This is a genomic window from Gluconobacter albidus (genome assembly GCF_002005485.1).
GTDB classification, from domain to species: Bacteria; Pseudomonadota; Alphaproteobacteria; order Acetobacterales; family Acetobacteraceae; genus Gluconobacter; species Gluconobacter albidus.
The window spans coordinates 1,385,494-1,409,761 of the sequence record NZ_CP014689.1 but is presented as its reverse complement, the minus strand read 5'-3'; the positions used below and the strand labels follow the sequence as shown (position 1 = coordinate 1,409,761).

At 58.7% G+C, this 24,268-nt stretch carries 21 protein-coding genes and 1 tRNA gene; 7 read left to right on the top strand and 15 right to left on the bottom strand.

All coding sequences use genetic code 11. The features are described from left to right. Positions 1-47: 47 nt before the first annotated feature. Both uvrC and A0U94_RS06275 read right to left on the bottom strand, forming a co-directional pair. Positions 48-1,985 (bottom strand): excinuclease ABC subunit UvrC, encoded by a 1,938-nt coding sequence (gene uvrC / locus A0U94_RS06280; protein ID WP_077802827.1) that lies wholly within the window; start codon positions 1,983-1,985, stop codon positions 48-50. A 315-nt stretch (positions 1,986-2,300) separates the two neighbouring features. Next, positions 2,301-3,308: a dipeptidase gene (locus A0U94_RS06275; protein WP_077802826.1), complete on the bottom strand. Its 1,008-nt coding sequence runs from the start codon at positions 3,306-3,308 to the stop codon at positions 2,301-2,303. Positions 3,309-3,389: 81 nt separating this feature from the next. Between A0U94_RS06275 and A0U94_RS06270 the strand changes: the two genes are divergently transcribed. Next, positions 3,390-4,187: an exodeoxyribonuclease III gene (locus tag A0U94_RS06270; RefSeq protein ID WP_167369399.1), complete on the top strand. Its 798-nt coding sequence runs from the start codon at positions 3,390-3,392 to the stop codon at positions 4,185-4,187. Positions 4,188-4,212: 25 nt separating this feature from the next. Here A0U94_RS06270 and A0U94_RS06265 read toward each other — a convergent pair whose 3' ends face one another. Continuing rightward, a complete protein-coding gene (locus A0U94_RS06265; protein WP_062107902.1) occupies positions 4,213-4,947 on the bottom strand; it encodes a response regulator transcription factor in 735 nt (244 codons plus the stop codon). 163 nt (positions 4,948-5,110) lie between these two features. On the opposite strand from A0U94_RS06265, the gene A0U94_RS06260 reads away from it, so the two are divergent. Then, positions 5,111-5,623, top strand: a complete 513-nt coding sequence (locus A0U94_RS06260) for a L,D-transpeptidase family protein (RefSeq protein WP_077803878.1) — start codon at positions 5,111-5,113, stop codon at positions 5,621-5,623. Between the two features lie 21 nt (positions 5,624-5,644). Here the strand turns inward: A0U94_RS06260 and A0U94_RS06255 are convergent, their stop codons facing one another. Further along, positions 5,645-6,619 carry a glycosyltransferase family 8 protein gene (locus A0U94_RS06255; RefSeq protein ID WP_077802824.1) on the bottom strand — a complete coding sequence of 325 codons (975 nt, stop codon included), beginning with the start codon at positions 6,617-6,619 and terminating at the stop codon, positions 5,645-5,647. 168 nt (positions 6,620-6,787) lie between these two features. Then, a complete protein-coding gene (locus A0U94_RS06250; RefSeq protein WP_062107897.1) occupies positions 6,788-8,590 on the bottom strand; it encodes a cation:proton antiporter in 1,803 nt (600 codons plus the stop codon). A gap of 93 nt (positions 8,591-8,683) precedes the next feature. Here A0U94_RS06250 and A0U94_RS06245 point away from each other — a divergent pair, with 93 nt between their 5' ends. Further along, positions 8,684-9,208, top strand: coding sequence for a GNAT family N-acetyltransferase (locus tag A0U94_RS06245; RefSeq protein ID WP_077802823.1), 525 nt, complete (start codon positions 8,684-8,686; stop codon positions 9,206-9,208). Here A0U94_RS06245 and A0U94_RS06240 read toward each other — a convergent pair. The 3 genes from A0U94_RS06240 to A0U94_RS06230 all read right to left on the bottom strand — a co-directional run bounded on the left by A0U94_RS06240 (position 9,174) and on the right by A0U94_RS06230 (position 12,312). After that, positions 9,174-10,535 carry an RsmB/NOP family class I SAM-dependent RNA methyltransferase gene (locus A0U94_RS06240; protein WP_077802822.1) on the bottom strand — a complete coding sequence of 454 codons (1,362 nt, stop codon included), beginning with the start codon at positions 10,533-10,535 and terminating at the stop codon, positions 9,174-9,176. The two genes, A0U94_RS06245 and A0U94_RS06240, sit on opposite strands and share 35 nt — an antisense overlap. A 56-nt stretch (positions 10,536-10,591) precedes the next feature. Further along, a complete protein-coding gene (guaB, locus tag A0U94_RS06235; RefSeq protein WP_077802821.1) occupies positions 10,592-12,085 on the bottom strand; it encodes an IMP dehydrogenase in 1,494 nt (497 codons plus the stop codon). A gap of 153 nt (positions 12,086-12,238) precedes the next feature. Further along, positions 12,239-12,312 (bottom strand) — tRNA-Gln (locus tag A0U94_RS06230). 157 nt (positions 12,313-12,469) lie between these two features. Between A0U94_RS06230 and A0U94_RS06225 the strand changes: the two genes are divergently transcribed. Then, positions 12,470-13,591, top strand: coding sequence for a Ppx/GppA phosphatase family protein (locus A0U94_RS06225; protein WP_077802820.1), 1,122 nt, complete (start codon positions 12,470-12,472; stop codon positions 13,589-13,591). Next, entirely contained in the window at positions 13,588-14,394 is an 807-nt protein-coding gene (locus A0U94_RS06220) for an RlmE family RNA methyltransferase (protein WP_077802819.1), read from the top strand. Before A0U94_RS06225 ends, A0U94_RS06220 begins: the two co-directional genes overlap by 4 nt. A 90-nt stretch (positions 14,395-14,484) precedes the next feature. Here A0U94_RS06220 and A0U94_RS06215 read toward each other — a convergent pair whose 3' ends face one another. The 4 genes from A0U94_RS06215 to hpnD form a co-directional block, all read right to left on the bottom strand. After that, positions 14,485-15,117, bottom strand: a complete 633-nt coding sequence (locus A0U94_RS06215) for a phosphorylase family protein (protein ID WP_077802818.1) — start codon at positions 15,115-15,117, stop codon at positions 14,485-14,487. Beyond that, complete coding sequence (gene shc, locus A0U94_RS06210; RefSeq protein WP_077802817.1) at positions 15,117-17,111, bottom strand: squalene--hopene cyclase; 1,995 nt, start codon at positions 17,109-17,111, stop codon at positions 15,117-15,119. Before shc ends, A0U94_RS06215 begins: the two co-directional genes overlap by 1 nt. Before the next feature lie 73 nt (positions 17,112-17,184). Next, entirely contained in the window at positions 17,185-18,480 is a 1,296-nt protein-coding gene (gene hpnE / locus A0U94_RS06205) for a hydroxysqualene dehydroxylase HpnE (protein ID WP_077802816.1), read from the bottom strand. A 3-nt stretch (positions 18,481-18,483) separates the two neighbouring features. Beyond that, complete coding sequence (hpnD, locus tag A0U94_RS06200; protein WP_062031964.1) at positions 18,484-19,359, bottom strand: presqualene diphosphate synthase HpnD; 876 nt, start codon at positions 19,357-19,359, stop codon at positions 18,484-18,486. 202 nt (positions 19,360-19,561) lie between these two features. Between hpnD and A0U94_RS06195 the strand changes: the two genes are divergently transcribed. Continuing rightward, the gene (locus A0U94_RS06195) at positions 19,562-19,969 is read left to right on the top strand and encodes a cupin domain-containing protein (protein WP_231865408.1); all 408 of its coding nucleotides are present in this window, start codon (positions 19,562-19,564) and stop codon (positions 19,967-19,969) included. 80 nt (positions 19,970-20,049) lie between these two features. After that, positions 20,050-21,219 carry a pyridoxal phosphate-dependent aminotransferase gene (locus A0U94_RS06190; protein ID WP_062031961.1) on the top strand — a complete coding sequence of 390 codons (1,170 nt, stop codon included), beginning with the start codon at positions 20,050-20,052 and terminating at the stop codon, positions 21,217-21,219. A gap of 29 nt (positions 21,220-21,248) precedes the next feature. On the opposite strand, the gene hpnC is transcribed toward A0U94_RS06190, so the two are convergent. From hpnC to hpnA, 3 genes are read right to left on the bottom strand one after another with little or no spacing between them, the layout of a single operon-like run. Continuing rightward, positions 21,249-22,112 carry a squalene synthase HpnC gene (gene hpnC, locus A0U94_RS06185; RefSeq protein ID WP_077802814.1) on the bottom strand — a complete coding sequence of 288 codons (864 nt, stop codon included), beginning with the start codon at positions 22,110-22,112 and terminating at the stop codon, positions 21,249-21,251. Then, positions 22,109-23,251 (bottom strand): glycosyltransferase, encoded by a 1,143-nt coding sequence (locus A0U94_RS06180; protein ID WP_062031952.1) that lies wholly within the window; start codon positions 23,249-23,251, stop codon positions 22,109-22,111. The genes hpnC and A0U94_RS06180 overlap by 4 nt, the downstream gene beginning before the upstream one ends. Further along, positions 23,251-24,246, bottom strand: a complete 996-nt coding sequence (hpnA, locus tag A0U94_RS06175) for a hopanoid-associated sugar epimerase (protein WP_077802813.1) — start codon at positions 24,244-24,246, stop codon at positions 23,251-23,253. The genes A0U94_RS06180 and hpnA overlap by 1 nt, the downstream gene beginning before the upstream one ends. Between the last annotated feature and the right edge of the window lie 22 nt (positions 24,247-24,268).

The window sequence follows — 24,268 nt, the reverse complement described above, 5'->3', positions numbered from 1 at the left end:
AATGTGTGCGTGAAAGATGTATTTTTCGTGTAAATCGCTGACTAGGTTCAGGAGCTGCGATGATCGGCTGAGGCCTTTTGGACCCATTCTGGATGAAAATGCCCGTATATGGCATTTGCCGTGCTGGAACTGATACCAGGCGCGCTTTCCAGCTCCTCAAGACTCGCCTGTCTGACAGATTTTGCAGAGCCGAAATGATTGAGCAGGGCTTTTTTCCGAGCAGCTCCGATTCCCGGTACAGTGTCCAGTTCGGAACTGCGTAACCCCTTGGAGCGCCCTGCCCTGTGTGTGGTGATTGCAAACCTGTGTGCTTCGTCGCGTAGTCTTTGCAGATAGTAGAGAACCGGGTCTCGCGGAGGGAGCTGGAAGGGGGGTTTTGTCTCCGTGAAGAACCATTCCCGCCCGGCATCCCGGTCCGGTCCTTTGGCGATGGCCACGATCGGGATTCCGCTCACACCAATGTCGGAGAGAACTTTCCGTACGGCGTTGAATTGCCCGAGGCCACCGTCGATGAGAAGCAGATCCGGCCAGTCTTCCGGGCGCTCTCCGTTCTCCGGGCGTTTTCCGAACCGGCGTTCCATGACTTCGCGCATCATGCCGAAATCATCTCCCGGCGCGACTGGTCCCTTGATGCCGTATTTGCGATAGGCGCGTTTGTTGAAGCCTTCGGGGCCACCTACGACCATCACGCCATAGGGGGCCTGCCCCATGATATGGGAGTTATCATAGGTTTCGATACGTTGCGGCGTTTCAGGAAGACCAAAGACCTCCGCAACCCCTTCGAGCAGTTTGCGCTGTCCGGTATTCTCGGCCAGCTTACGTTCCAGCGCTTCCCGGGCGTTCAGGGCTGCGTGCCTTACGACCTCCTTTTTTTCACCCCGCTGTGGTCTGAGGATTTCGACCCTCTGTCCGCGCCTGATGCTGAGTGCTTCCTCGACCAGATTCAGTTCCGGAATCTCACAGTTCACCAGAATCGTGGGCGGTGGCGGTTTGTTGTCATAAAACTGGATCATGAACGCCGACAGCACGTCTGCTGCTGTCTCTTCCTCGGCATGGGCCGGGTAGAATGCCCGGTTACCATTATTGCGGCTGCCTCGGATGAAGAATACCTGAATGCAGCTCTGGCCGGCTTCCTGCCAGATCGTCATGATATCCGCGTCATTGATCGACGCCGGGTTAACGGTGCTTGATCCCTGAATGCTGGCAAATCCACGAATCCTGTCCCGGATCGATGCAGCCCGCTCATAATCCATGTCCTGCGAAGCCTGCTCCATCTCGGCTGCCAGACGCTGTTGCAGGTCCGTGCTGTGTCCCGAGAGAAACTGGCGGGCCTCGTCAACCAGTTTCGCATAATCAGGTCCGGAGATGCGATCCACACAGGGCGCTGAGCAGCGCTTGATCTGGTACAGCAGGCAGGGCCGCGTTCTGCTGTTTAGCACGGCATCCGAACAGGACCGGAGCAGGAAGCTGCGCTGCACCAGATTGAGTGTCTGGTTGACGGCCCAGGCATTTGCAAACGGCCCCCAATAGGTTGCGCCTTTGACGGGCTTGCCGCGCTGTTTGGTGATCTGCGGAAATTCGTGACTTTCAGTCAGCATCAGCCACGGATAGCTCTTGTCGTCACGCAGCAGGATGTTGAAGCGCGGCTTCATGCGCTTGATGTAGTTCGCCTCCAGAAGCAGTGCGTCCGCTTCTGTCTTCGTGATAACAATTTCCATCGAAACCGTCATCGACACCATGCGCCGCAGCCGCTCGGGAAGCTGGTTGGTGCGGGTATAGGACGAGACGCGCTTCTTCAGGCTCAGCGCCTTGCCGACATACAGCACCTCCCCCTTCGCGCTGAGCATGCGATACACGCCAGGGCTGTAGGGAATGGTCTTCAATGCCTCACGAATGGCCTCGACACCCTGCGTGTTTCCCGCAGAAACAGGGAGTGCGTCATGGTCGTCAGACAGGTCGGAACTGTGTGGAGGAAGGTCGGTCATTCGGCTTTTTCAGTCATCCACTGAACCTGTGGAAAAGTCTGTGGGCTGCTCCGTGACAGAATCATGAAAGCCACGGTTTGCCAGACCTGTCATCAGATTGCCCAATTTTTAATCATCTTTTGCAAGTTATTGAAAACACTTGTCTCTTGCTTTCCTTCCCATTCCATCACCCCCTGTTCGGGAGGGTAGAAAGGATCGACAGACGGCCTGCAAACGCCTCAGCAGGTCATGGTGGACGACGCGGCTCCTGTTTTGTCCATCATGATCATGTTCTGTTCTCTCAGGGTCTGTCGAAGCGTATTTTCAAGGCTGCTTTCAGAGCACCGTTGCGGCTTTTTCGGCCGTCTCCAGAAGGCGCAGCATGTTACCACCCCAAATGGCAGAAATTTCCGCATCGCTGAAACCTGCCGCCTGAAGAGCATGCGTGACATTCGCGGTCTCGGTTGCGTCTTTCCAACCCGGAATTCCACCACCGCCATCGAAGTCCGAAGAAATCCCGACATGCTCGACGCCGATCCGGTTCGCAATATACGAGACGTGCCGCACCAGATCTTCGACCGTGCCGCCGCCGCCTTTTTTCAGAAAGGAGCCCATGGCCGTCACCTGAATCAGGCCACCTGTTTCTTTCAGGCGGTCAAGCTGTTCATCGTCCAGATTGCGCGGGTGATCGCACAGGGCGCGGGCACAGGAGTGACTGGCGAAAACCGGCGTGGCGGAAATCTCGCTCGCCTGCATCATGGTCGATTTTGCCGCATGGGAGACATCCACCAGAACGCCGGAGCGGTTCATGTGTGCGATCGCCTCACGCCCTAGCTCTGACAGCCCTCCATGAAGCGTTTCGGCATCCGCAAGGTCCTTGCGTGGAATGGCCGCGTCAGCGAGTGCATTGTGTCCGTTATGGGTCAGGGTCATGTATCGTACGCCATAGCGACGGGCGAGTTCCGCGATACGCTCCGGGTGTCCACCTAGGCTATGTCCGTTTTCGATCGCCGGAATGACGGCAAGGTCGCCCGCTTCATAGGCCGCACGCACATCTGCCGCCGTCCGGCAGACGCGTGCGCTGTGATTGCCCTGTCGTCCTTCGATTCCGGAAATCACGTCCAGCATGCCCTGAACCCGGTCCCAGCCTTCAGCATGCCCGGCATCATCGCGTGCGCCCTGCGGAATATAGGCCGCAAGACACACGGCTTTCAGGCCACCTTTACGCGTCTTGGGAACGTTCACCTGTCTGGGTGTGTCTTCCGTCCAGGCATCCTGTCGGTCCGGCCAGGGAATATCGATATGGGAATCAAGCGTCAGGAGTGTGTGGTGCAGATCAGTCATGGTTCGTTCTAGATCGGACGGGAAAGCTTTGTGTGCAAGAGGGTGCTTGTCAAAACGCCTGATCCGGTCGATCCAGTCGTCATGCGTCTCATCACCTGGAACATCAATTCCCTTCGACTCAGACTGCCGCTGCTGAAGCAGATCGTCGAACAGGAAAACCCGGACATCGTCTGTCTACAGGAAACGAAAGTCCCGGATCCGCTCTTTCCCGCTCAGGCCCTGGTTGAAATGGGCCTGCCCCATCAGGTCTATAAAGGCATGAAGGGTTATAATGGTGTGGCGATCCTGTCGCGACATCCACTGCAAAGCGTTGCTGGAACGCCCGACTGGTGCACGCGCTCGGACTGCCGCCATGTGGCTGCGAGTATTGCGACGCCAGCCGGTCCGATCCTGCTGCATGATTTCTACGTGCCGGCAGGTGGCGATATCCCCGACCCGGTGGAAAACGAAAAATTTGCCCACAAACTGGCGTTCGTGGATGAAGCCACCGGCTGGTTCACCAGTGCGCCTCCTGCCCGCAGCATTCTGGTAGGCGATCTCAACATCGCGCCTCTGGAGCATGACGTCTGGAGTCATAAGCAACTTCTGAAGATCGTCAGTCACACGCCGCCTGAGATTGAACGCCTGAAGGCGTGGATGGCGACGGGATTTCAGGATGCCATGCGGACGATCACGCCGGAGCCGGAGAAGCTTTACACCTGGTGGTCATACCGCAACAAAGACTGGAAAAAATCCAACCGCGGTCGGCGGCTGGATCATGTCTGGATGACGCCCGACCTCATGCCGGGCCTGAGGGATATCAGGGTTCTGCAGGATGTGCGGGACTGGGACAGCCCGTCGGATCACGTTCCTGTTGTGCTGGACTTCGACCCGGCCTGACCCTCCGCCCGCTTCCTGTCAGCCTTCAGGCTGACAGGCTGTCGGAGCCGATCACGCCACGTCCTTCAGGATCAAGACGATAGCCACCACCTTCCGTAATCAGAAGTGACGTGCGTGCCGGATCTGGCTCGATCTTCTGGCGCAGTCGGTAGATATGCGTCTCGAGCGTATGGGTTGTGACGGCCGCGTTGTAGCCCCAGACTTCGTTCAGAAGTACCTGACGCGCTACCGGGCGCTGACCAGCACGATAGAGATATTTCAGGATCGCGGCCTCCTTCTCCGTCAGACGGATCCGACGGTTACGGGCGGTTTCGACGAGCAGCTTGGCAGACGGACGGAATGCATAGGGGCCGATCTCAAAGACGGCGTCTTCGCTGTTCTCGAAAATCCGTAACTGGGCCCGCAGGCGGGCCAGAAGCTCACCGATCCGGAAAGGCTTGGCAACGTAGTCGTTGGCGCCTGCATCAAGGCCGCGCACCACGTCGTGTTCGTCATCGGAACCGGTCAGGATGATGATCGGCATGCGGATGCCCGCGCGCCGCAATTCGGCGCAGAAGTCGCGCCCGTCACCATCGGGGAGGGTAATGTCCAGCAGCATGGCATCATACCGGGCACCAGGTTTGGCGAGAAGTTCGCGCGCTGCGGCAACGGACGTCGCCTCAACCGCTTCCAGTTCGCCGCCGTGCTGAAGCTGCTCTGCCAGAAGACGACGGAGCGTATCATCATCGTCAACAACCAGGATGGGGCGTGGACCTGCCATAATAACCTGTCTCGTTCTATCGCGACGGAAGAAACGTCACATCCGTAAAAATTCGGTGTTCGTAACTTGCACATCCGGACTTACCATTCCCGGTAAACGGGAAGAAAGCAGCATGCTTTCGCATCAGACTATGGCAAGTACAGCCGAAAAAGGAAACAGCATTATGGCTAAAGCTATTTTGAGAACCGCTGGAGACCGCGCTTTTCTTCACTTTCAGGGGAAAATCGTTCCGGCTTTGATCGGACGGCGTGGGCTGTCTCTTGACAAAACGGAAGGAGACCTTCGTACTCCCGTGGGGGAACTGCCGCTCCGGCGTGTCCTCTACCGTGCGGACCGGACCTCACGTCCCGTCTGCACAGCGGAACTTTCCGTCGAACCTCTCGCCGCCAATGATGGCTGGTGTGATGACCCCACCCATTCCGACTACAATCGCGCTGTAGCGCTCCCTCACCCGGCCTCCTGCGAAAACCTGTGGCGTGACGATCATGTCTATGATCTCTGCATCGTTCTGGGCTGGAATGATGCCCCGGTAAAATCGGGAGACGGATCGGCTATTTTCCTGCATCTGCCGCCCGCCAGCGGATATACGGAAGGCTGTGTTGCCCTTGAGGAAAAGGACCTCCGTGCGTTTCTCGAAGCGGGATTGTCGCATATTACAGTAGAAAAGCCGTCCTGAGATAAAAGCGGTGAGGTAGCTTTAGAATGAAAGCTGTTCGGTCTGCTCCGCGCTATTCCGACATCTGGCTTCGTAGTCGAGAATACGGGCGTGCAAGGGACCGCGCCCCCATCTCCGGGTTTCGCAGAAACGTTTGTAGTTTTGCTGTGCGAGATATCGTGCTTTTCGCAGTGGCGAACTACTTTTCCACAGTCCGGAAATTTCAGGATAAGCGGCGACAAACGCCGGATATGGCTCATAGTCGACTGCCTGCCAAGGGCGAAAAATTCCTTCCCATGGCTTCGGCTGTGACATGTAGTGAACAATTTTTGGCTGGATAGTGTCTTCCAGATCGGCATTGAACAGAAAGACAGGAAAGTTCCATGATAAGGACATGGGTAGTACGCGCTCGATGCCTACGAGGTTGAGAATATCCTGATCGGGGAATCTGGACATCCTGCTCTGGGAACGAATGATGGTTCGTGCTTGCCTCGCAAGCGCCGCCCATGCTGACCGATGAAAATAAAGAACGCCCGTATTGAAATACAAAGTGGACTTCTGGGACGTCAGTCCAATATCTACAAAATGTTCCCGTACACCTTCGCCTTCGCGTGAATCATCATCGAGAAGAAAGACCATAGGATCGGCAGAAGCGAAAAAATGCTCTTTAGGTGGAGGGCAGGACAATAATTCATTCAGACAATATTTGATCTGAGTGTCGCCATCAACATAAAGAATATTTTTGTAATTTTCCGGTAAAATCTCATCGAGATAAAGTCTTCCAAGCATAGCTGACGCACCGTCAATGTCAGATCTTGATCTTGAAAAAATAATAATGTTGTTTTTTTTACAGATTGAGCCTGCGATGGAAAATGTCGCAGCGTCAACGTCAAAGCATACAATAATAATGTCTGCGATGTCCGCTGCCGCATGAGCACGCGCCTGAAGTGCACTGACAAGAGTAGGGAAAAGATAAGACTGGTCAGTGCAGTAGCAAACGCAGGTCTGTACGCTCATGCGCGTTCTCCGTTTTCTGGACGGCAGCGCTCCCACCGCGGTAAGAAAGGAGAAAATTCCGTCGCACTGAAAACATAGAGTCCATGTTTTAAGATTGTGTTTCTATCTTCGTTTTATTGTGGGCTACTCCGCACAATCCGATCTCTGCAGCCCCTCCTCACTTAATATTTATTCCACCTCTGGCGGCACCATGCAGACCATATTGTCTCCAGGCTGAGGTACGGCTTTGTCGTTGTCTTCGGCTGAACGGATCAGGATGCCGCCATCCCGCCGTACTACGAGAAGATCAAGCCTGTTTTCGTCATTCCCGAACGTCGATGCACTCTCGTCCGTGGCTTCCACGGCGACGAACCGCCATCCCTGCTCGAACAGCGTATCAAACAGGGTATAGTTCCAGGCCGGTTCTCCCAGAACCTTGCCGCGAGCGTCGCGTGACAGGCCGTGATAGAAATCCAGCCGTGCCACGCCAGGGCTGATCTGATAGACACGCTGCCGTCCCATGGTCGGGGCCAGATGCCCGCAGACCATACCATTATAGATGCCGTCACCCGTTGTCGCGATCAGATAATCGGCAGGTCGCTCCTCCAGGGATTCCTGCCCATGCTGCGACAGAAGCTCTGCGCGCAGTACCGGAATATCCTGCCGGGTGGCCGGCAGGAGGGCGCTGGAGCGGTTGTCCACCAGCAGAACCGGCACGCCCGCCTTGCGCAGACAGGATGCAAGGTTGATGGACCATCCACTCGCTCCCATGATTGCGATGGCCGGATCGTTGGAAAGGGTGAGTTTGAGGCGTCGTGCAATGGGTCCAAGCGAGAAACCGTGCAGGATCATCGTCACGGCAATCACTGCGAACACCGCTGGCATGATCAGATCCGCAGACTGGTATCCCGCCTCCTTGAGACTGACCCCCGCCTCGCCAGCCACGGCAGCCGCGACGATACCGCGTGGCGCAATCCAGCCGACAAACAGCTTTTCCTTCCAGGGCATGCTCGTGCCCAGAGTGGAAAGGAAAATGCCCAGAGGGCGCACAACAAACAGAACCACAACCGTCAGCGCGAAAATCGGAATGGAAAGCTGTGCCAGAACATCGCGATGCAGATCGGCCGTCAGCATGATGAACAGGACCGACACGACGAGAACCACCAGTGATTCCTTCATGCGCCGCAGTTCCGTCACACCCGGAATCTGAAGGTTCGCCAGTGCCATTCCAAAGATCGTGACCGCCATCAGTCCGGCGCCCCCCATCTCCAGATTGCACAGGGAGAAGATTACCAGCGCCATCGAGATCAGCATCGGCGTCTTGAGGATTTCCGGCATCAGATCACGCGTGAACAGATAGCGGACCAGATATCCTGGCAGGATTCCAGCGGAAAGCGCGACGGCAATGGCCCCAAGAAGATCCGGTAGCGTATGCGTGAAGAACACATCCGCATGAATGTCCACATGCAGCAGCATGAGCTGAAGCACGACCGCCGCCAGAATTGCTCCCAGCGGATCGTTAACGATGGCTTCCCATCGCAGGAACGCTGCAACGCGCGGCTGAAGCTTGGCACTACGCAGAAGCGGCAGGACGACCGTTGGGCCCGTCACCACGACGATTGCCCCGAACAGCATGGAGGTGCCCCATTCCAGATGGGCCACGTAATGTGCTGCCAAGGAGCCCAGAACCCAGTTGATGGGCAGTGCCAGCATCGTCAGACGCGCAACGCCTTCTCCGGCTTCACGCAGCTGGCGGAAATCGAGCGCCATGCCTCCTTCGAACACCACGAGCGCCACCAGAAGGGACACCAGCGGCCGGAACATCCATCCCATCGTTTCAGAAGGATGAAGAATGCCCAGGCCCGGCCCGAAAATCAGGCCCAGAGAGAAGAGAAGGACAATGGCCGGAAGGCGGAAGCGCCAGGCCACCCACTGGGCCAGCATTCCCGCGCCGAAAGTCGAGGCAATGCCGATAAGAATGTCATACTGCATGGATGTTCGGCACGGGCTCCGCATGATGGCTACGAAGCGGTATCATACTCCAGATCCCGTCGCGCACCTAAAAACACGGAAGAACGCCTCGTCATGATGTCTTCTCCTGCCCGAACCGGAGCTGACCTTCTGGTTCGCCCTGCCCAGTCTCTGGACCGTGAAGGAATCTGGCGCCTGCTGTCTCCTGTACTGCGGAAGGGCGAGACATATGCCCTGCCCCGACACTGGGGGCGCCGTCAGGCACTCGCCTACTGGATGGATGTCGAGCACCGCGTTTATGTTGCCCAGGCCCGCGATCATGAGATCGTCGGGACGTTTTATCTTCAATCGAACCAGAAAGGCGGCGGTAGTCACATCAGCAACGCGGGATTCGTTGCGCGTTCCGGCTTTGGTGCAGGGCGGCTAATGGCTGAGGAAGCGCTTGCTGAAGCTGCAAAGCTTGGCTTTCGCGCCATGCAGTTCAATTTTGTCGTCAATAGCAATCTGCGTGCCGTAGCCCTGTGGAAATCACTGGGCTTTCGGGTGATCGGAACGCTTCCCGGAGCTTTCGATCACCCTTCGAAAGGATATGTGGACGCACTTGTTATGTGGAAGGATCTTCTGCCGCCGGGAGTGTAACGGCCGCGTTTTCCTTCTGCGTCTTTGTGTCCGTTACGACGCGCTCCAGAACGCAGGCGAAAAATCCATCCGTGCCATCCCGAAGGGGCGTCAGCGAGAACTGTGCCTTGTTTCGCAACTCGGTGGGCAGAAGCTCGGACATCTGCTCTTTTGGCAGGCGGATGAAGTCATTGCGGCGTTTGAGGAATGCATCAATCTGCTGGCCGTTCTCGCAGGCCAGAAGCGAGCAGGTCGCATAGATCATGCGTCCGCCCGGCTTCACCAAAGAGGCTGCACGATCAAGGATCTGGGCCTGTTTGACGACAAGTTCCTGGATGTCTTCCGGTGTCAGGCGAAGGCGTGCATCCGGATTGCGCCGCCACGTTCCGGTTCCCGAGCACGGTGCATCGACAAGCACGCGATCGAAGCTGCCGGCCCGACGCTTTGCCCACTTGTCGCCAGATACCAGGAGATGCCGCTCCACGTTGTGAACGCCTGCGCGACGCAGCCGCTTGACCGCTCCGTCCAGACGTTTTTCGTGCACGTCACAGGCGACGATATGCCCGCGGTTTTCCATGGTCATCGCCAGTGCCAGCGTTTTGCCGCCTGCCCCCGCGCAATAATCCAGAACCCGGTGCTCGCCCCGTGCGTCGGCGGCTGCGACCACAAGCTGGCTGCCTTCGTCCTGGATCTCGACCAGACCGTCTTTGAAGGCCTGTGTCGCGGTTACGGGCTGACGTCCATCAAGACGCAGCCCCCACGGAGACAGCTTCGTCATCTCTGCCGGAAGCGATTCGCGGCGAAGTTCCCGGACGGCCTGCTCGCGGGTTCCCTTCAGCAGATTGACCCGCAGATCGAGCGTTGGCGTACCCAGCATCGCCTCCATCTCGTCTGGCAGACGGTTGCCGAAGGTTTCGCGAAGACCACTTTCCAGCCAGTCCGGGTACTCCAGGCGCACAGCCAGCGGCTGCTTCTGGGTGGAAAGTTCTTTTCCTTCCAGGCCCTTGAGCGCGATATCCTCACGGGACGTCAGGGGCTTTTGCGCGTAACGCTCTCCGGAAAAAAGCCGACGGACATTGTCCATCGTTTCTCCGCCAAGGAGCAGAGAGGCCGCGCAGATGAGCCGGGGGGAGATATCGCCGGAAATATCCCTGAGATTCCATTGCAGCCGCCGCCAGCCACGCAGGACATCCCACACAATCGTGGAAATGGCCCGACGGTCTCCGCCACCAATATAACGGCGTTCGCGGAAAAAAGCGTTGGCTGTGGCGTCGGCGGGACGGCGGGGCGCATTCTGGATCGCACAGAGCAGATCGATGGCGCCTGAAAGACGGGCTGCGGGGGTCATAGCGCCCCCGTAGCCCGTTTAGCCCCTCAATGCGAGAGGCTTTGATGCAGGAACGGTCAGTCCCGGCGGTAGTTCGGAGCCTCACGGGTGATCGTCACGTCATGGACATGGCTCTCACGCAGGCCGGCATTCGTGATGCGACGGAACATGGTGCGGACCTGAAGATCGGCAATGGTGGCCGATCCCGTGTAGCCCATACCAGCCTTCAGGCCGCCCACGAGCTGATGGATAACTGGAGCCATGCTGCCCTTGTAAGGAACCTGCCCTTCGATGCCTTCCGGAACCAGCTTGAGCGTATCGCGAACTTCAGCCTGGAAGTAACGATCTGCGGAACCGCGGGCCATGGCGCCGAGCGATCCCATGCCGCGATAGGCCTTGTAGGAGCGGCCCTGATACAGGAACGTCTCGCCCGGGCTCTCGTCGGTGCCGGCCAGAAGCGAGCCGACCATGACCACGTCAGCGCCCGCGCCAATCGCCTTGACGATATCGCCCGATGTCCGGACGCCACCATCCGCGATGGCCGGGATGTCCAGCTCGTGACAGGCTGCGGCTGTTTCCATAACGGCCGAGAACTGCGGCACACCTACGCCCGCAACGACACGCGTGGTGCAGATGGACCCCGGTCCGATACCGATCTTCACGCAGTCGGCACCTGCGGCGATCAGGGCGCGCGCGGCCTGTGGGGTGGCAACGTTGCCGGCGATAACCTGAAGTCCGCCGTGACGGCTCTTGAGGGTCTCCACAGCGCTCAGAACCCCGTGTGAATGGCCATGGGCCGTATCCACGACAATGACGTCCACGCCGGCTTCAGCAAGAGCTGCAGCGCGACGGAACCCGTCTTCCCCGACGCCTACGGCGGCGGCACAGCGCAGACGGCCCTGGGAGTCCTTGATGGCCAGCGGGTGCGCGATGGCCTTGTCCATGTCCTTGACGGTGATCAGTCCGATGCAGCGCTTTGCCTCGTCAACGACCAGAAGCTTCTCGATGCGGTGACGGTGCAGAAGCGTGCGTGCCTCGTCCGGTGCGGCACCGTTAAGGACGGTCACAAGGTTCTCGTGCGTCATCAGGTCACGGACGCGCGTGTTCGGGTCGGTCGTGAAGCGCATGTCGCGGTTGGTCAGGATACCGACCAGAACGCCGCTGCCGTTTTCAATGACGGGAAGGCCGGAGACGCCGTGACGTGCCATGATGGCCTGAACCTCGGCCAGTGTCTGGTCGGGGCCAACGGTAACGGGATTGACGACCATGCCTGATTCGAAGCGTTTGACGCGACGGACCTGTTCCGCCTGTTCTTCAATCGACAGGTTTTTATGAATAACGCCCATGCCGCCCTGCTGCGCCATGGCGATCGCCATGCCGTCTTCTGTGACGGTGTCCATTGCGGAAGACATCAGGGGGATGTTCAGCTCGATGGAGCGTGTCAGGCGCGTGCGCGTGGAGGTCTGGGCTGGCAGAACCGACGATTCTGCCGGTTCGACGAGAACGTCATCGAAAGCCAGCGCCTCGCGGATGCGCTCATTCAGATTTGTTGCGTGGGAAGATGAAGTCATGAGCCGCGTGCCCCCGTTACGTCATGCGTCGTGAAAGACGCGATGTGTTTGAACCGGAGGCCAGAAGGCCGACCGGCCGTTGGCGGGTCCTCATAGAGCACTTTGCCCCCCGAGGGGAAGTCTCTTTTTTGCGGTATTTTCTGAGGATTTTCTTGGCTGGGAGACCTGGATTCGAACCAGGGCTGACCGGGTCAGAGCCGGTAGTTCTACCGCTAAACTATCTCCCAAGCGGTGAGAGGGTGTTTATCAACCGACCTCGCAGGGCGCAAGAGCGATCCGGACATTTTTTTGAAAAAACACATATTTTTCTTGCGAGCAGGGTCCCCTGCGCCCCATGCTGCTTTTCCAAGGTCCCAGATCACGGGCAAGCGGGAGCCGAAACACATGATGAGGTACGGAACGGATCATAACCTGTCAGGCCCGATGCCTGTTCATGCGTCTGCAAGACGTACGGGTCCGTTCTTTGGCGCCATTGATCTTGGCACCAACAACTGCCGCCTCATGATTGCTGCGGGAACGCCTACCGGTTTTCGTGTCGTGGACAGTTTCAACCGCTCCGTCCGTCTTGGAGAGGGCCTGCGTGCCAGTGGGCGGCTTGCCGAAGACTCCATGAAGCGCGCGCTTGATGCCCTGCGGGTCTGTGCGGAGCGCATGAGACAGTGGCCGCTGGTGCATGTTCGTGCGGTTGCGACGGAAGCCTGCCGTCAGGCTGCCAATGGCCGCGAGTTTCTGGCGCATGTGCAGCACGAGACGGGCCTTACGATCGACATCATCACGGCTCGTGAAGAAGCAGAGCTGGCCCTTGAAAGCTGCTCTCCGCTTTTCCGTCAGCCCGAACACAGGCCTGTGCATGCCGATCGGGGCGTTCTTTTCGATATTGGTGGCGGGTCCACCGAAGTTGCGTGGGTCCGGATCGACCCGGAGCGGCAGACACAGACTCTGATCGGCACCACAAGCGTTCCCGTTGGCGTGATTACGCTTCAGGAAATGTTTGGTGAGGGGCATGGCTCTTCTTATGAGACGATGGTCAGTCACGTTCAGGAATATCTGAAGGGCTTCGAGAACGTGCATCGTATCCGGCGTGAGGTCACGCATGGAAAGACGCGTCTGATCGGCACGTCGGGAACCGTGACGACGTTGGCTGGGGTGGCATTGTCCCTGCCCCGCTACAACCGCGCAGCGATTGATGGGCTGACACTTCCAGGCCATAGCATGATGGATGCTATCGGAAGCCTGCGCGGTCTGGATCATGATGAGCTGGCGGAGCATCCCTGTGTTGGTGCCGAGCGCATGAAATTCGTGCTTCCCGGCTGCGCGATCTTCGAAGCAATCCATCGTTTGTGGCCGGTTGAAGACGTCACGATTGCAGACCGGGGGTTGCGCGACGGGATGTTGCTGCGTATGGCCCGCGATCATGGTCAGCGTTCCGGCAAGGGGCGTCATACGACCAGTCGCCATGCCACGCCCCGGTCACGGGGCCCATTCGGGACATATGCCACGATATGAAGCCGCCAAGATCCCGCTCCGGTTCCAGTAAGGATACGGGACCGAAGCGTATCCCGGGCAAGGCTCTGAAAAGTGCCTCCAATCCCGGTGAAAACGACGCCACACGTGATTCAGCAACGTCAAAAACCGCCCGTAACAAGACGGTCTCGCTTAAAACGGCCCGTGGACGCACCACGGCACAGCAGCGCTGGCTGAACCGTCAGCTCAACGATCCCTATGTCGCAGCCGCGCGCAAGCAGGGCTGGCGGTCACGCGCGGCTTTCAAGCTGATCGAGATTGACGATCGCTTCAAGCTGATTGAAGAAGGGACCCGCATTATTGATCTGGGTGCTGCTCCGGGCGGCTGGACGCAGGTCGCAGTCAAGCGGGGTGCCAAGCACGTTGTAGGGCTGGACCTGCTTCCGGTTGATCCTGTTGCCGGTGCCGAGATCATCGAGGGGGATTTTACGGACGCCGATATGCCGGATCGTCTGAAAGAGATGCTGGGCGGTCCGGCCGATCTGGTTATGTCTGACATGGCGCCCAATACGACCGGTCATGCTGCAACCGATCATATGCGGATCATGGGTCTTGCGGAGGGCGCACTGGATTTTGCGTTTCAGGTTCTGGCCGAAGGCGGCAGTTTCATTGCCAAGGTCTTTCAGGGCGGCTCGGAAAAAGACATGCTGGCGACAATGAAAACCGCATTTGCCAGCGTCAGGCATGTCAAACCCCCGGCGTCTCGCAAAGAATCAAGCGAGCTTTATGTCGTGGCGACGGGTTTCCGTCCCGAACGCCTGACGGCCGCTGCCGATCCAATCTGACGGATACGAACAGGAAGATGAAAAGGGAGGCAGTAGCCTCCCTTTTTTATGTCCAGAATTTTCCATACCTGCGAAGGGGGAGAAGTCTGTTCAGATCTGGGGAGGATTGGCCTGAAGAAATGACGCCATGGCGCGCTGTGCGAGGGCTGCTTCTTTTCCAAGCCGGATCAAGCCGCCGATCTGCAACGGGTGCCGGACAAGGGACCCGACCAACCCCGGAATATATACGGCGCCGTCCTTCACGCTGGTCTTGACCGCAGGGGGCAGATCCCGCGTGGCGTCGTCGCACACGACCCTGAGGACAGCAAACGGCACGCCGCTCTGCGCAATGAAACCGCTTTCCATATCCACCGCGATGCAGTGCGTTTCAGAAAAATACCGCGTCTTTTCAAAAGCAAATTCAACCAGTGAATCGCTATGCAGGATGCCCCCCCGGCGCGCGCAGGCAGAGCCGAATTTCTTGCTCAAAGCGGGATCGGAAGGAATATTCCGGCCTTCATGATGAACATGATCAGCCACGATGACAGTGCCTGGAGGAGCTTCCGGCGACAAACTCCCTGCACATCCGAAGGACAGGAGTTCCGTTGCCCCTGCGCGGAGCAGGCGCTCCACGCCCAGCCGTGCGCCTTCAGGTGCGGCATTGCTCAGGGCCAGAGGAACACCCGGCAGAAAGCGCCGGATCACACGGGCTTCCTGTTTCAGGCCTGCGAGGATGCCCAGCATCAGAACCCGAACTCCACCTTGCCGCTGTTGCTCGCACCGAGGTTACGGTAGCGGGCGAGCGCTGTCAGCGGGAAAAACTGCTTGTAGCCATGATAACGCAGGTAGAAGACCTTTGGGAAACCGACGGCATTATAGGCGTCTTCCTGCCATTCTCCCTTGTCGTCCTGCTGGGACACGAGATACGCCACACCGCGCTTGACGGCTTCGCTCTCGCGGCGCCCGACCGCCATAAGCGCCAGAACGGCCCAGGCTGTCTGGGAGGGGAGGCTCTTGTTGTACATGCCTGCCGTGCCGCCTTCATAGGTCGCACAGTCTTCACCCCAGCCACCATCAGGACGCTGGACGCTTTCGAGCCAGTTCACGGCGCGCAGAACCATCGGATCGTCATGTGGCACACCGGCGATATTCAGCGCGCACAGAACAGACCAGGTCCCATAGATGTAGTTTGTGCCCCACCGGCCGAACCAGCAGCCTTCCGGTTCCTGTTCGGAGCGCAGATACTCCAGTGCCTTGAGAATGACAGGACGGTCGTCCGGATCGCCGAGCTGGGCCAGAAAGGAAATGCAGCGGGCCGAGACGTCGGCCGTCGGCGGGTCCAGAAGGGCGCCGTGATCCGAGAACGGGATGTGGTTGAGCAGTTCGAGATCGTTGTTGATATCGAACGCACCCCAGCCACCATTGGTGCTCTGCATGCCGATGATCCATTCCCGAGCGCGCGCGATCGCCTCGCGGCTGCCTTCGGGATCAACACGATGCAGCAGCATGCCGACGACGGCGGTATCATCGACGTCAGGGTAGTAGTCGTTCTCGTACTGGAACGCCCAGCCACCGGGGCGCAGGTCAGGTGTGTTGATGGCCCAGTCGCCCTTGACGTTCAGGATCTGGCGCTCCCGAAGCCATTCGGCACTCTTTTTCAGGGCCGCAAGCGTTTCTTCATGCTTTGTCCCGGCGGGACCGGACGCGGCTTCAATCATCGCAAGGCCGGACAGGCCGGTATCCCAGACGGGCGAGACGCAGGGCTGGCAATAGATTTCATCGCCATGATCCACCAGAAGATCCTGAACGGCCTCCCATGCGGTCATGGCGCGTGGATCGCTATCGGGGACACCCTGCGCGCGGTACATCATCACGACATTCGCCATGGCGGGATAAATGGCACCCAGCCCTCCCCGGCTCAGACGCGGCTCGATGAAGTCGCTGGCGGCTTTCAGGGCTTTTTTATGCACGCTCCGTGGAATGAGCGGCAGAACAGGACGCAGGGCGGAGTCCAGATGCTTGAAAAAGCGCCCCCATACCGAACGGTACGGACCGCGGATCCAGTCCGTGACTTCTGAAGGCGGCTTGACGAAGAGTTCCTGCACATGGATGCCATGCGGATTGATGGCTTTGGGCCGGAGCGCATTGAGAACCAGAAGCGGCGCAATCACGGCCCGCGACCAGTAAGACATGTTCCAGACCGAGAAAAACGCCTTGCGTGGCAGGAGCATGAGCTCAACCGGCATCACGGGCGTTGCTTCCCAGGGGACTTCCCCGAACAGGGCAAGCTGGATCCGCGTGAACACATTCGTCCGTGCCGCGCCGCCGTGGTCGAGAATGGCCTCACGGGCAATCCGCATATGGGGTGCATTGATGTCATCGCCGATTGCCTTGAGGGCGAAATAGGCTTTTACGGTCGCCGAGAGGTCGAAGCCGCCATCATGATAAAGCGGCCATCCGCCATGATCGCCTTGGATGCGGCGCAGATATACGCCGATCTTGGCCTGTTTTTCCGGATCTATCCGGTCGAGATAGTGTTCGAGCAGGACATACTCGGCGGGGATCGTTGCATCCGCTTCGAGTTCGTAGACCCAGTGTCCGTCTGATTTCTGCTTCCCGCCCAGCGCGGTCTGCGCGCCTTCGATGGCATGGTTGATCTCATCGGGTTCGACCGATTGACGGGACAAGGTTTCGCTCACGCGATCCTCCTTTTCCAGAATATCAGAATAGATCAGCATTGTTCGGCTCTTCCGACGCAGGCAGTCCTCAAAGTCGGGAGCTGTGTTACAATCATGACAGGATGATCGCTCATCACGATCCCGTGTTCTCTGCAGCGGAACGGAAGCCCAGAGCGGCGACAGCCTGAAGTCCGGACTGGATGGAGCCTTCGATCGTGGAGGGCAGTCCGGTATCCGTCCAGTCTCCGGCCAGCGCCAGATTGACGAGATCGGTTCTCGCTCCCGGACGCAGGAGGTTCTGTTCCGGTGTTGCAGCGAATGTTGCGCGCTTTTCCCACACCAGACGCGAGGGCGGCATGGCGACCGGTAGTGACTGCGACAGGACGGGATCGAGAGCGCGTCGGATTTCGGACCAGATCGTGGCCAGCAGTTCGCTGTTGCTGCGGTCGGCGTAGCGGTTGGCGGCACTGACGGTGACGGACAGGATATCCCCTTTCAGGAAGATCCATTCCGAAATACCACCGACCAGTCCCACAAAGCCTGCCTGCGCAACGACTCCCCGGGCTTCAACTCTTGCCGGAAGACGGAAATGGGCGTTGGCAATGCTCTCAAAAGCATCCGGAGCAGTCAGTCCCGGAAGCAGGGACTGTGCTACAGGTCCCGGAACAGCCATGATGACCTGATCTTCGGGACCGAGCTCAATCCGCCCTTCACCGGTTTCCAGCGCCGTGGCGCGCCCGTTCTGCTGTTCGATGGCGCTCACGCGGACGCCTGTGCGCACGTCACCGTGAAAGCGCCTGAGATAGGCTACTGCCGGATCAATCAAGGTTTCGGACAAGCCAACTGCGGGGAACCAGGGGCAGCAGGCCATGCCACCTTTGGCGAGAGATTTGCGGATCACGTTGCCGAGCAGTTTCGCACTACCGGTATGGATGTCCGTATTGAGAACCGAGATGGCAAAGGGGATTAGCAGCCGGCGACTGAGTTGCCCGGAACTGAGACAGGTGTCCACGGTCGTCCTGTCACCCGCACGCAAAAAGCGTCCCAAAGCGGTGAGTTCGGACAGTTTCATGCCCGGAACACGCCGCCCACCCGGAAGAGCCCAGAAGGGGAGCTTTCCTTTCGACAGGCGCAGCGTCCAGGCGAGGCTGTCTTCCAGATCGTAATACGGAAAGATTGGCAGCCCCGGACCGGTCAGGGTGTGGCGTGCGCCTATAATGTCCAGATAGCGGAACGTCAGGTCGTTCGACGACAGGATCAGGTGGTTGCCGTTATCAATGCGGGCATCAAGGGAACGGTCGTGAAAGGAACGCGCCCGACCGCCGCAGGCCGGCCCTGATTCGTAAACGGTGACGCGGGCTTGTGCCGCCAGTTCGATTGCGGCGGAGAGGCCTGCCAGACCACCGCCGATGATGTGGACGTGGCTCATGGGTTACTTCACATACGCTGCGAGGGTACGAAGCTGTCTCAAAGGTTTGGAGACTTTCGGGGCGATATCCGGTGTTTTCCAGCCGCGCTTTTGCAGGGCCAACAGGATGGGCGCGTAGGAAGCGGCCATCATGCGTGCCGGACGCATTGCGGTGCTGTTGCACAGCTGCATGGCCTTCCGCGCTTCCCGAAAATGGTCCCGTGCCCGCTGGGCAAGGATGCGCCCAACCTGATCCAGCCCATGAGCGTACAGAGCTTCTTGCGGATTTTTCGGGACATCGAACCGGGTCAGGAGTTCGGAGGGAAGATACAGCCTGTCCCGGCCTGCATCTTCGGCGATATCGCGCAGAATATTGGTGAGCTGAAGGGCGCGTCCCAGATGATAGGCAACACGCCGGGCATTGTCTGACGAATCTCCGAACACACAGACGGACAAGCGTCCGACAGCCGATGCCACGCGGTCGCAATACAGATCCAGCGTCGCTTCGTCCGGTGCCACGATCGGTGCCCCACAATCCATCGCCATTCCGTCGATGACGTCATGGAAATCTTGAGGCTGAAGCTGGTAACGGTGGATCGCCACGATCAGCACCCGATCCAGTGCATCTGTCGCCAAGCCTTCATAGAGGCCGTCAACACGGCGATGCCAGTCCTGAAGGGCGGCCATGGGGTCTGCAACGCCTGCATCGCCATCGGCGATGTCGTCCACCTGACGACAGAAGGCATAGACTGCGAACATCGCCTGACGACGGTCTGCCGGGAGAATGCGCATCCCCCGGGCAAAGGACGTCCCCGAAGCGGTGACGATCCGTTCGACATGATCCAGATCGGCCTGCGCGCAGGGAAGACCTGAAGAAGCGCGCATCCTGCTGAAAACCATGTCTGTCCCCTGTCTCGTTTCAGAAGATCAGGGTTCTAGCCCCAAATCCCATCAACACAAAGATGACCTGAACGGAAAGGACTGCCCTGCGTTAAGGTGATGCCAAAAGGCAACACCCCAAAAGGAGTCTTGCGCCATGCGTTTCCCTTTCCTGAAAAGCTTCGTCCTTCTTGCCGGAGTGCTCGCTGGAGGCGGATTTTCCATGTCCATCGCTGCCGCCCAGACATCGTCGCCCACAACGGCAAGCGGGCACGCCGACCACCTTCTGGCTGACGATCATTCCTGGAATGGCACGCCCTATGAGCATTATCCGACGACGCGTCCGATGCTCAGCATGATCCGGCTGACCATTCCTGCGCATTCCGCCCTTCCCTGGCATGTTCATCCATATCCTAATGCGGGGTATGTGCTGGAGGGAACGCTCACGATCGAGGATCGGCAGAGTGGCAAAAAGCGGACGTTCCATCAGGGCGAAGCCTTTGCGGAATCGGTCAACGATGTTCACCGTGGCGTAACGGGTGACAGCCAGACGGTCCTTCTGTTGACCTATGCTGGCTCTCCCGGAAAGCCGACGTCCATTCCCCTGCCCGGCCAGCAGAAAGAATACTGAAAATATCTTCCGGCGTGCTTTGACAGGGAAAACGTTTCGGAACTAACATGTTCCGGCCCTAGTCTGGAGTATGGCCCCTAATGACCAGTCCCCTCTCTCCCGCCGCCCGCAGCGACCTTCTTGCCCGGGGGTATTCCCGGCGCAGCTTCGGACGCATTGCCACGCTTCTGGCCGCAGGCGCGACCGTAAAGGCCCTGACAGGCTCTGCCCGCGCGGACATTCTTCCGTCCGGGGTCAATTTCGAGGGCGTCACGCGCCTTGGCAGTAATGAATGCTGGACGGGTCCCTTCCCGGAAGCCGCGCAGGCTGGTGCATCCTCGGTTTTCCAGAGTAACCGCTACGATCCGACCGGTCATATGCGTGATGATCTCATCAAGGCGGCTTCGGATGTCGAAGGGATTCCCCAGACCCATGTCATGACATGGTGTGGCTCGTCCGATCCGCTGGCACGTGCCATCGTTACGTTCTGCTCCCCCACCCGCGGGCTTGTGACGGCGGACCCAAGCTATGAAGCCGGATGGGTCGCCGCGGACTGGCTGAAAATCCCTCTGGCACGCGTCCCTCTGTCCGCAAAGAACGGGTACAAGACGGATGTCCGCGCCATGCTGGCCGCTGATCCCAATGCGGGCGTCTACTATATCTGCTCTCCCAACAATCCGACCGGCACGCTGACGCCGCTGCGCGATATTGCGTGGCTGGTCGAGAACAAGCCCAAGGGTTCGGTTGTGCTGGTGGATGAGGCTTACATCCATTTCTCGAATGCCCCGAGCGCGGTTGAACTGGTTGCAAAGAACAAGGACGTTGTTGTCCTCAGGACGTTCTCAAAAATGTTTGCCATGGCGGGAATGCGCCTTGGCCTGACATTTGCCCGACCTGACCTGCATGAGAGCATGATGCGTTATGATGGCAAAAGTGCCACCGCGATGCTTCCGGTCCCGGCCATGGCCTGCGGCACGATGAGCCTGACCATGAAATCGGCCATTGCAGCCCGCCGGGAAGAAATGATTGCCGCCCGCAACATGACGTTCCAGCACCTGCGCAAGCGCGGCATCCACTTCATCCCCTCCGATGCGAACATGTTCATCATCGACTGGAAGAAGCCGGCCGCGCCCATCAAGGATGCCTTCCTGAAGCAGAATGTCCTGATCGGGCGCTCATGGCCCGTCTGGCCGAATGCTTCGCGGATTACGGTCGGCTCCATGGATGAAATGAAGACCTTCTGTACCGTACTGGACCAGATTTATACCTGATCCGCTTCGAAAAGCCCTGCCGTGACGGTTCAGCCGACGGCAGGGAAATAGCGCAAGGCCCGGAACAGGGCTTTTGCACCATCCGCTTTCGTCAGGGCGACACGTTCCAGCAACGGGTCCTGACGGCGCAGACGCGCCGTCAGGATGTGGCACAGTTCCACAATGACTGCAGATTCCAGCCGCATCCGCCGATCCCGGACGAGTAGCGGCAGGATCCTGGCGTTTCTGTTGAGGACATCCACACCGTCCAGCATCCGGTTGAATACGCGACGGATGCCCGGTTTGCTGCGGACCAGACGCAGATCATCCAGACAGACGCCTTCTTCTTCCAGCCATGGTAGCGGGACATAGCACCGGTCCAGATCTTTCAGGTCCCCGGCGACATCCTGAAGATGATTGATGACCTGCAGTGCAGAGCAGAGTGCATCGGATGGTGCGAGTGTTTCCTCCGCCTCGCCATGCAGCAGGAGCAGAAACCGCCCCACAGGGTTGGCGGAATACCTGCAGTAATGCAGCAGTTCGTCCCAGCTTTCGTAACGGTTCTTTTCGGCATCCATGCAGAAGGCTTCGAGAAGATCCGTCGCCGTTTCCAGAGGGACACCGGTCTGGAGCAGAACGTCGCGAAGTTTGACTGCTGTCTGCGCGTCTGCGCGCTGAGGAGCTGTGATTTCCCCGCGGATAACGGCTGCCATGCCCCGAAGCCGCGCAATTTTTTCGGGCGGCGTCAGCTCGGTCGTGTCCACCATGTCATCCGCGACACGCGCGAAGTTATAATAGGTGTGAACGTAAGGCCGGAGACGCGGGGCGATCAGGAATGAACCAACGGGAAAATTTTCGTCGGATTTGCCTTTGGTGGAGGTGACGTCTTTCGTCCCCCAGATGTTGTCTGTCACGATGTTTCATCCGTGTAGGAACGATTTTTCCAGCGCACACCAACACCACGATGATGGTCGATGGCCGAGCCGATGGTTGCTGCCATGTAGAAGGCCGCAACAAGCGGAAGGGGAATAGCACGCCACAACGGCAGGCCAAAGCGGCGAAGCGTGGGCACGAATGTCAGGCACGATACGAGATAGGTCAGAAGTCCGATCCGCCGTTCCCGCCCCTTGCCAAACAGTGCCAGCCCGATGGGAAGCAGCCAGATCATCGCCAGACCAACGATCGTCGCAAGGAGTAGAGCCGGAGAATATCGCAGCTGCACATAGGCCGTGCGGGCAATCATATGCCAGACATCCTTCATGCCGCGATACGGCCTGACGGACCATGCCAGCGCACTGTGTCCCAGATAGAGCCGCCCTCCCGATCGCTTGATATGAGCGGCCAGAGTACAGTCATCAATCAGTGCGCCACGGAGTGCCTTGATGCCTCCGATCCGTTCCAGTGCCCGGCGACGCAGGAGAATGGTTCCTCCAGCAGCCCCCGCAATACGGGAACGTTCGCTGGCAATGCGCGAAAACGGATAAAGCATGGCAAAGAAATAGACGAAAGCGGGAACAAGAAAGCGTTCCGCACTGCTTTCGCAGTTCAGCGCTACCATTTCCGAGACAAGATCCAGATCGTCTTCGCGCGCCTTGGCCACCAGAGAGGCGAGATGCTCTGGCGCATGCATGATATCGGCATCGGTCAGGAGGACATACCCATAAGGGCCAATCCGCGTCAGCGCCTCCTGTTCTCCCTGGTGGACGGCCCAGAGCTTGCCGCTCCATCCCGCAGGGCGCTTGGCGCCCGTTATGACCGTCAGCCGCCCGTGCGGATCAGGCAATGCGCGGGCGATGTCGCCCGTGTCATCCGTGCTCTCGTCATCAATGAGGATAACGGACACCTTGCCGTCATAGTCCTGTTCCAGAAGAGACGTCAGGCAGGCTCCGATGGACTCGGCCTCGTCCCGTGCAGGAATGACGATCGCAACATCCGGGGCGGCAGCCGGCATGGGCTTAGGGTCGAGAATAGGGCCTTTCTGCCAGAAATTCCCATGGAACAGCGAAAGATAGACCCAGGCTCCCAGACTGGTCAGTGCGGTTCCAAACAGCATTATTTCATCCGTCCATGCTGACGGAACCAGACGATCGCATCTGTCACGGCATCGCGGGCCGGGCGTGGGGTGTATCCGAGTTCCCGCCTGGCCTTGTCGGACGAGAAGAACATCAGCTTTTTGGACATGGCGAGCGTTTCGCGCGTGACCCGCGGTTCAATGCCGAACCCGCGTGCCAGCCATTCGGACACAAGGGCTACGGGATAGAGCCAGGACTGCTTGAGTTTGATTGCTGGTGGCTTCACCCCGGCAATCTGACTGACCATGCGGAAAAGATCCCCCAGCATGATGTTTTCGCCGCCAAGAATATATTTCTCGCCGATCCTGCCCCGTTCCAGAGCCAGAGCATGTCCTTCCGCGACGTCATCGACATGCACGATGTTCAAACCCGTCTCGACATAGGCCGGCATGTTTCCGCTGGCGCAGTCGAGAACCATCTGCCCTGTGGGTGTCGGCTTGATATCCCGCGGGCCGACGGGGGTGGAAGGATTGACGATGATCGCGGGTAGGTTTTTTTCCAGAACGAGCCGCAGAACTTCCTGTTCCGCGCGATATTTTGAGAGTTTGTAGATCCCGATAACCTGACTTTCCGAAACCGGCGTGTTTTCGTCAGCTGATTCGCCGTTCTTGCCCAGGCCAAGTGCCGCCACCGACGAGCAATAGATGATTTTTTCCACCCCGGCCTCAAGGGCGGCAAGCATCAGATTGCGTGTGCCCTCCACATTCGCCTTCATCATGCTTTCCGGATCAGGAACCCAGAGTCGGTAATCGGCAGCAACGTGGAAAAGGGTTTTGACGTTCTTCAGTGCCGGAGCGAGCGTCTGCGGATCGGAGAGGTCTCCTACGGCAATTTCCGCATCAAGCTCCGCAATATTTGAACGGTCTGATGTCGGGCGGACGAAAAGTCTCAGGCGGTGTCCGCGTTCTTCAAGGACGCGGGCGACGGCAGAGCCGACAAACCCCGTAGCCCCCGTCACGAGTGTGACATCGTTCATGGTGGCAGTGTCTCCTTGGGTT

Coding starts and splice junctions, on each gene's coding strand:
- shc (WP_077802817.1), bottom strand. CDS start 17,111: ATGCTGATCTATTCTGATATTCTGGAAAAGGAGGATCGCGTGAGCGAA.
- A0U94_RS06240 (WP_077802822.1), bottom strand. CDS start 10,535: ATGACCCCCGCAGCCCGTCTTTCAGGCGCCATCGATCTGCTCTGTGCG.
- A0U94_RS06250 (WP_062107897.1), bottom strand. CDS start 8,590: ATGCAGTATGACATTCTTATCGGCATTGCCTCGACTTTCGGCGCGGGA.
- A0U94_RS06190 (WP_062031961.1), top strand. CDS start 20,050: ATGACCAGTCCCCTCTCTCCCGCCGCCCGCAGCGACCTTCTTGCCCGG.
- A0U94_RS06265 (WP_062107902.1), bottom strand. CDS start 4,947: ATGGCAGGTCCACGCCCCATCCTGGTTGTTGACGATGATGATACGCTC.
- A0U94_RS06225 (WP_077802820.1), top strand. CDS start 12,470: ATGATGAGGTACGGAACGGATCATAACCTGTCAGGCCCGATGCCTGTT.
- A0U94_RS06220 (WP_077802819.1), top strand. CDS start 13,588: ATGAAGCCGCCAAGATCCCGCTCCGGTTCCAGTAAGGATACGGGACCG.
- A0U94_RS06260 (WP_077803878.1), top strand. CDS start 5,111: ATGGCTAAAGCTATTTTGAGAACCGCTGGAGACCGCGCTTTTCTTCAC.
- hpnA (WP_077802813.1), bottom strand. CDS start 24,246: ATGAACGATGTCACACTCGTGACGGGGGCTACGGGGTTTGTCGGCTCT.
- guaB (WP_077802821.1), bottom strand. CDS start 12,085: ATGACTTCATCTTCCCACGCAACAAATCTGAATGAGCGCATCCGCGAG.
- A0U94_RS06255 (WP_077802824.1), bottom strand. CDS start 6,619: ATGAGCGTACAGACCTGCGTTTGCTACTGCACTGACCAGTCTTATCTT.
- A0U94_RS06245 (WP_077802823.1), top strand. CDS start 8,684: ATGATGTCTTCTCCTGCCCGAACCGGAGCTGACCTTCTGGTTCGCCCT.
- A0U94_RS06275 (WP_077802826.1), bottom strand. CDS start 3,308: ATGACTGATCTGCACCACACACTCCTGACGCTTGATTCCCATATCGAT.
- A0U94_RS06195 (WP_231865408.1), top strand. CDS start 19,562: ATGTCCATCGCTGCCGCCCAGACATCGTCGCCCACAACGGCAAGCGGG.
- A0U94_RS06270 (WP_167369399.1), top strand. CDS start 3,390: ATGCGTCTCATCACCTGGAACATCAATTCCCTTCGACTCAGACTGCCG.
- A0U94_RS06180 (WP_062031952.1), bottom strand. CDS start 23,251: ATGCTGTTTGGAACCGCACTGACCAGTCTGGGAGCCTGGGTCTATCTT.
- hpnD (WP_062031964.1), bottom strand. CDS start 19,359: ATGGTTTTCAGCAGGATGCGCGCTTCTTCAGGTCTTCCCTGCGCGCAG.
- A0U94_RS06215 (WP_077802818.1), bottom strand. CDS start 15,117: ATGCTGGGCATCCTCGCAGGCCTGAAACAGGAAGCCCGTGTGATCCGG.
- uvrC (WP_077802827.1), bottom strand. CDS start 1,985: ATGACCGACCTTCCTCCACACAGTTCCGACCTGTCTGACGACCATGAC.
- hpnE (WP_077802816.1), bottom strand. CDS start 18,480: ATGAGCCACGTCCACATCATCGGCGGTGGTCTGGCAGGCCTCTCCGCC.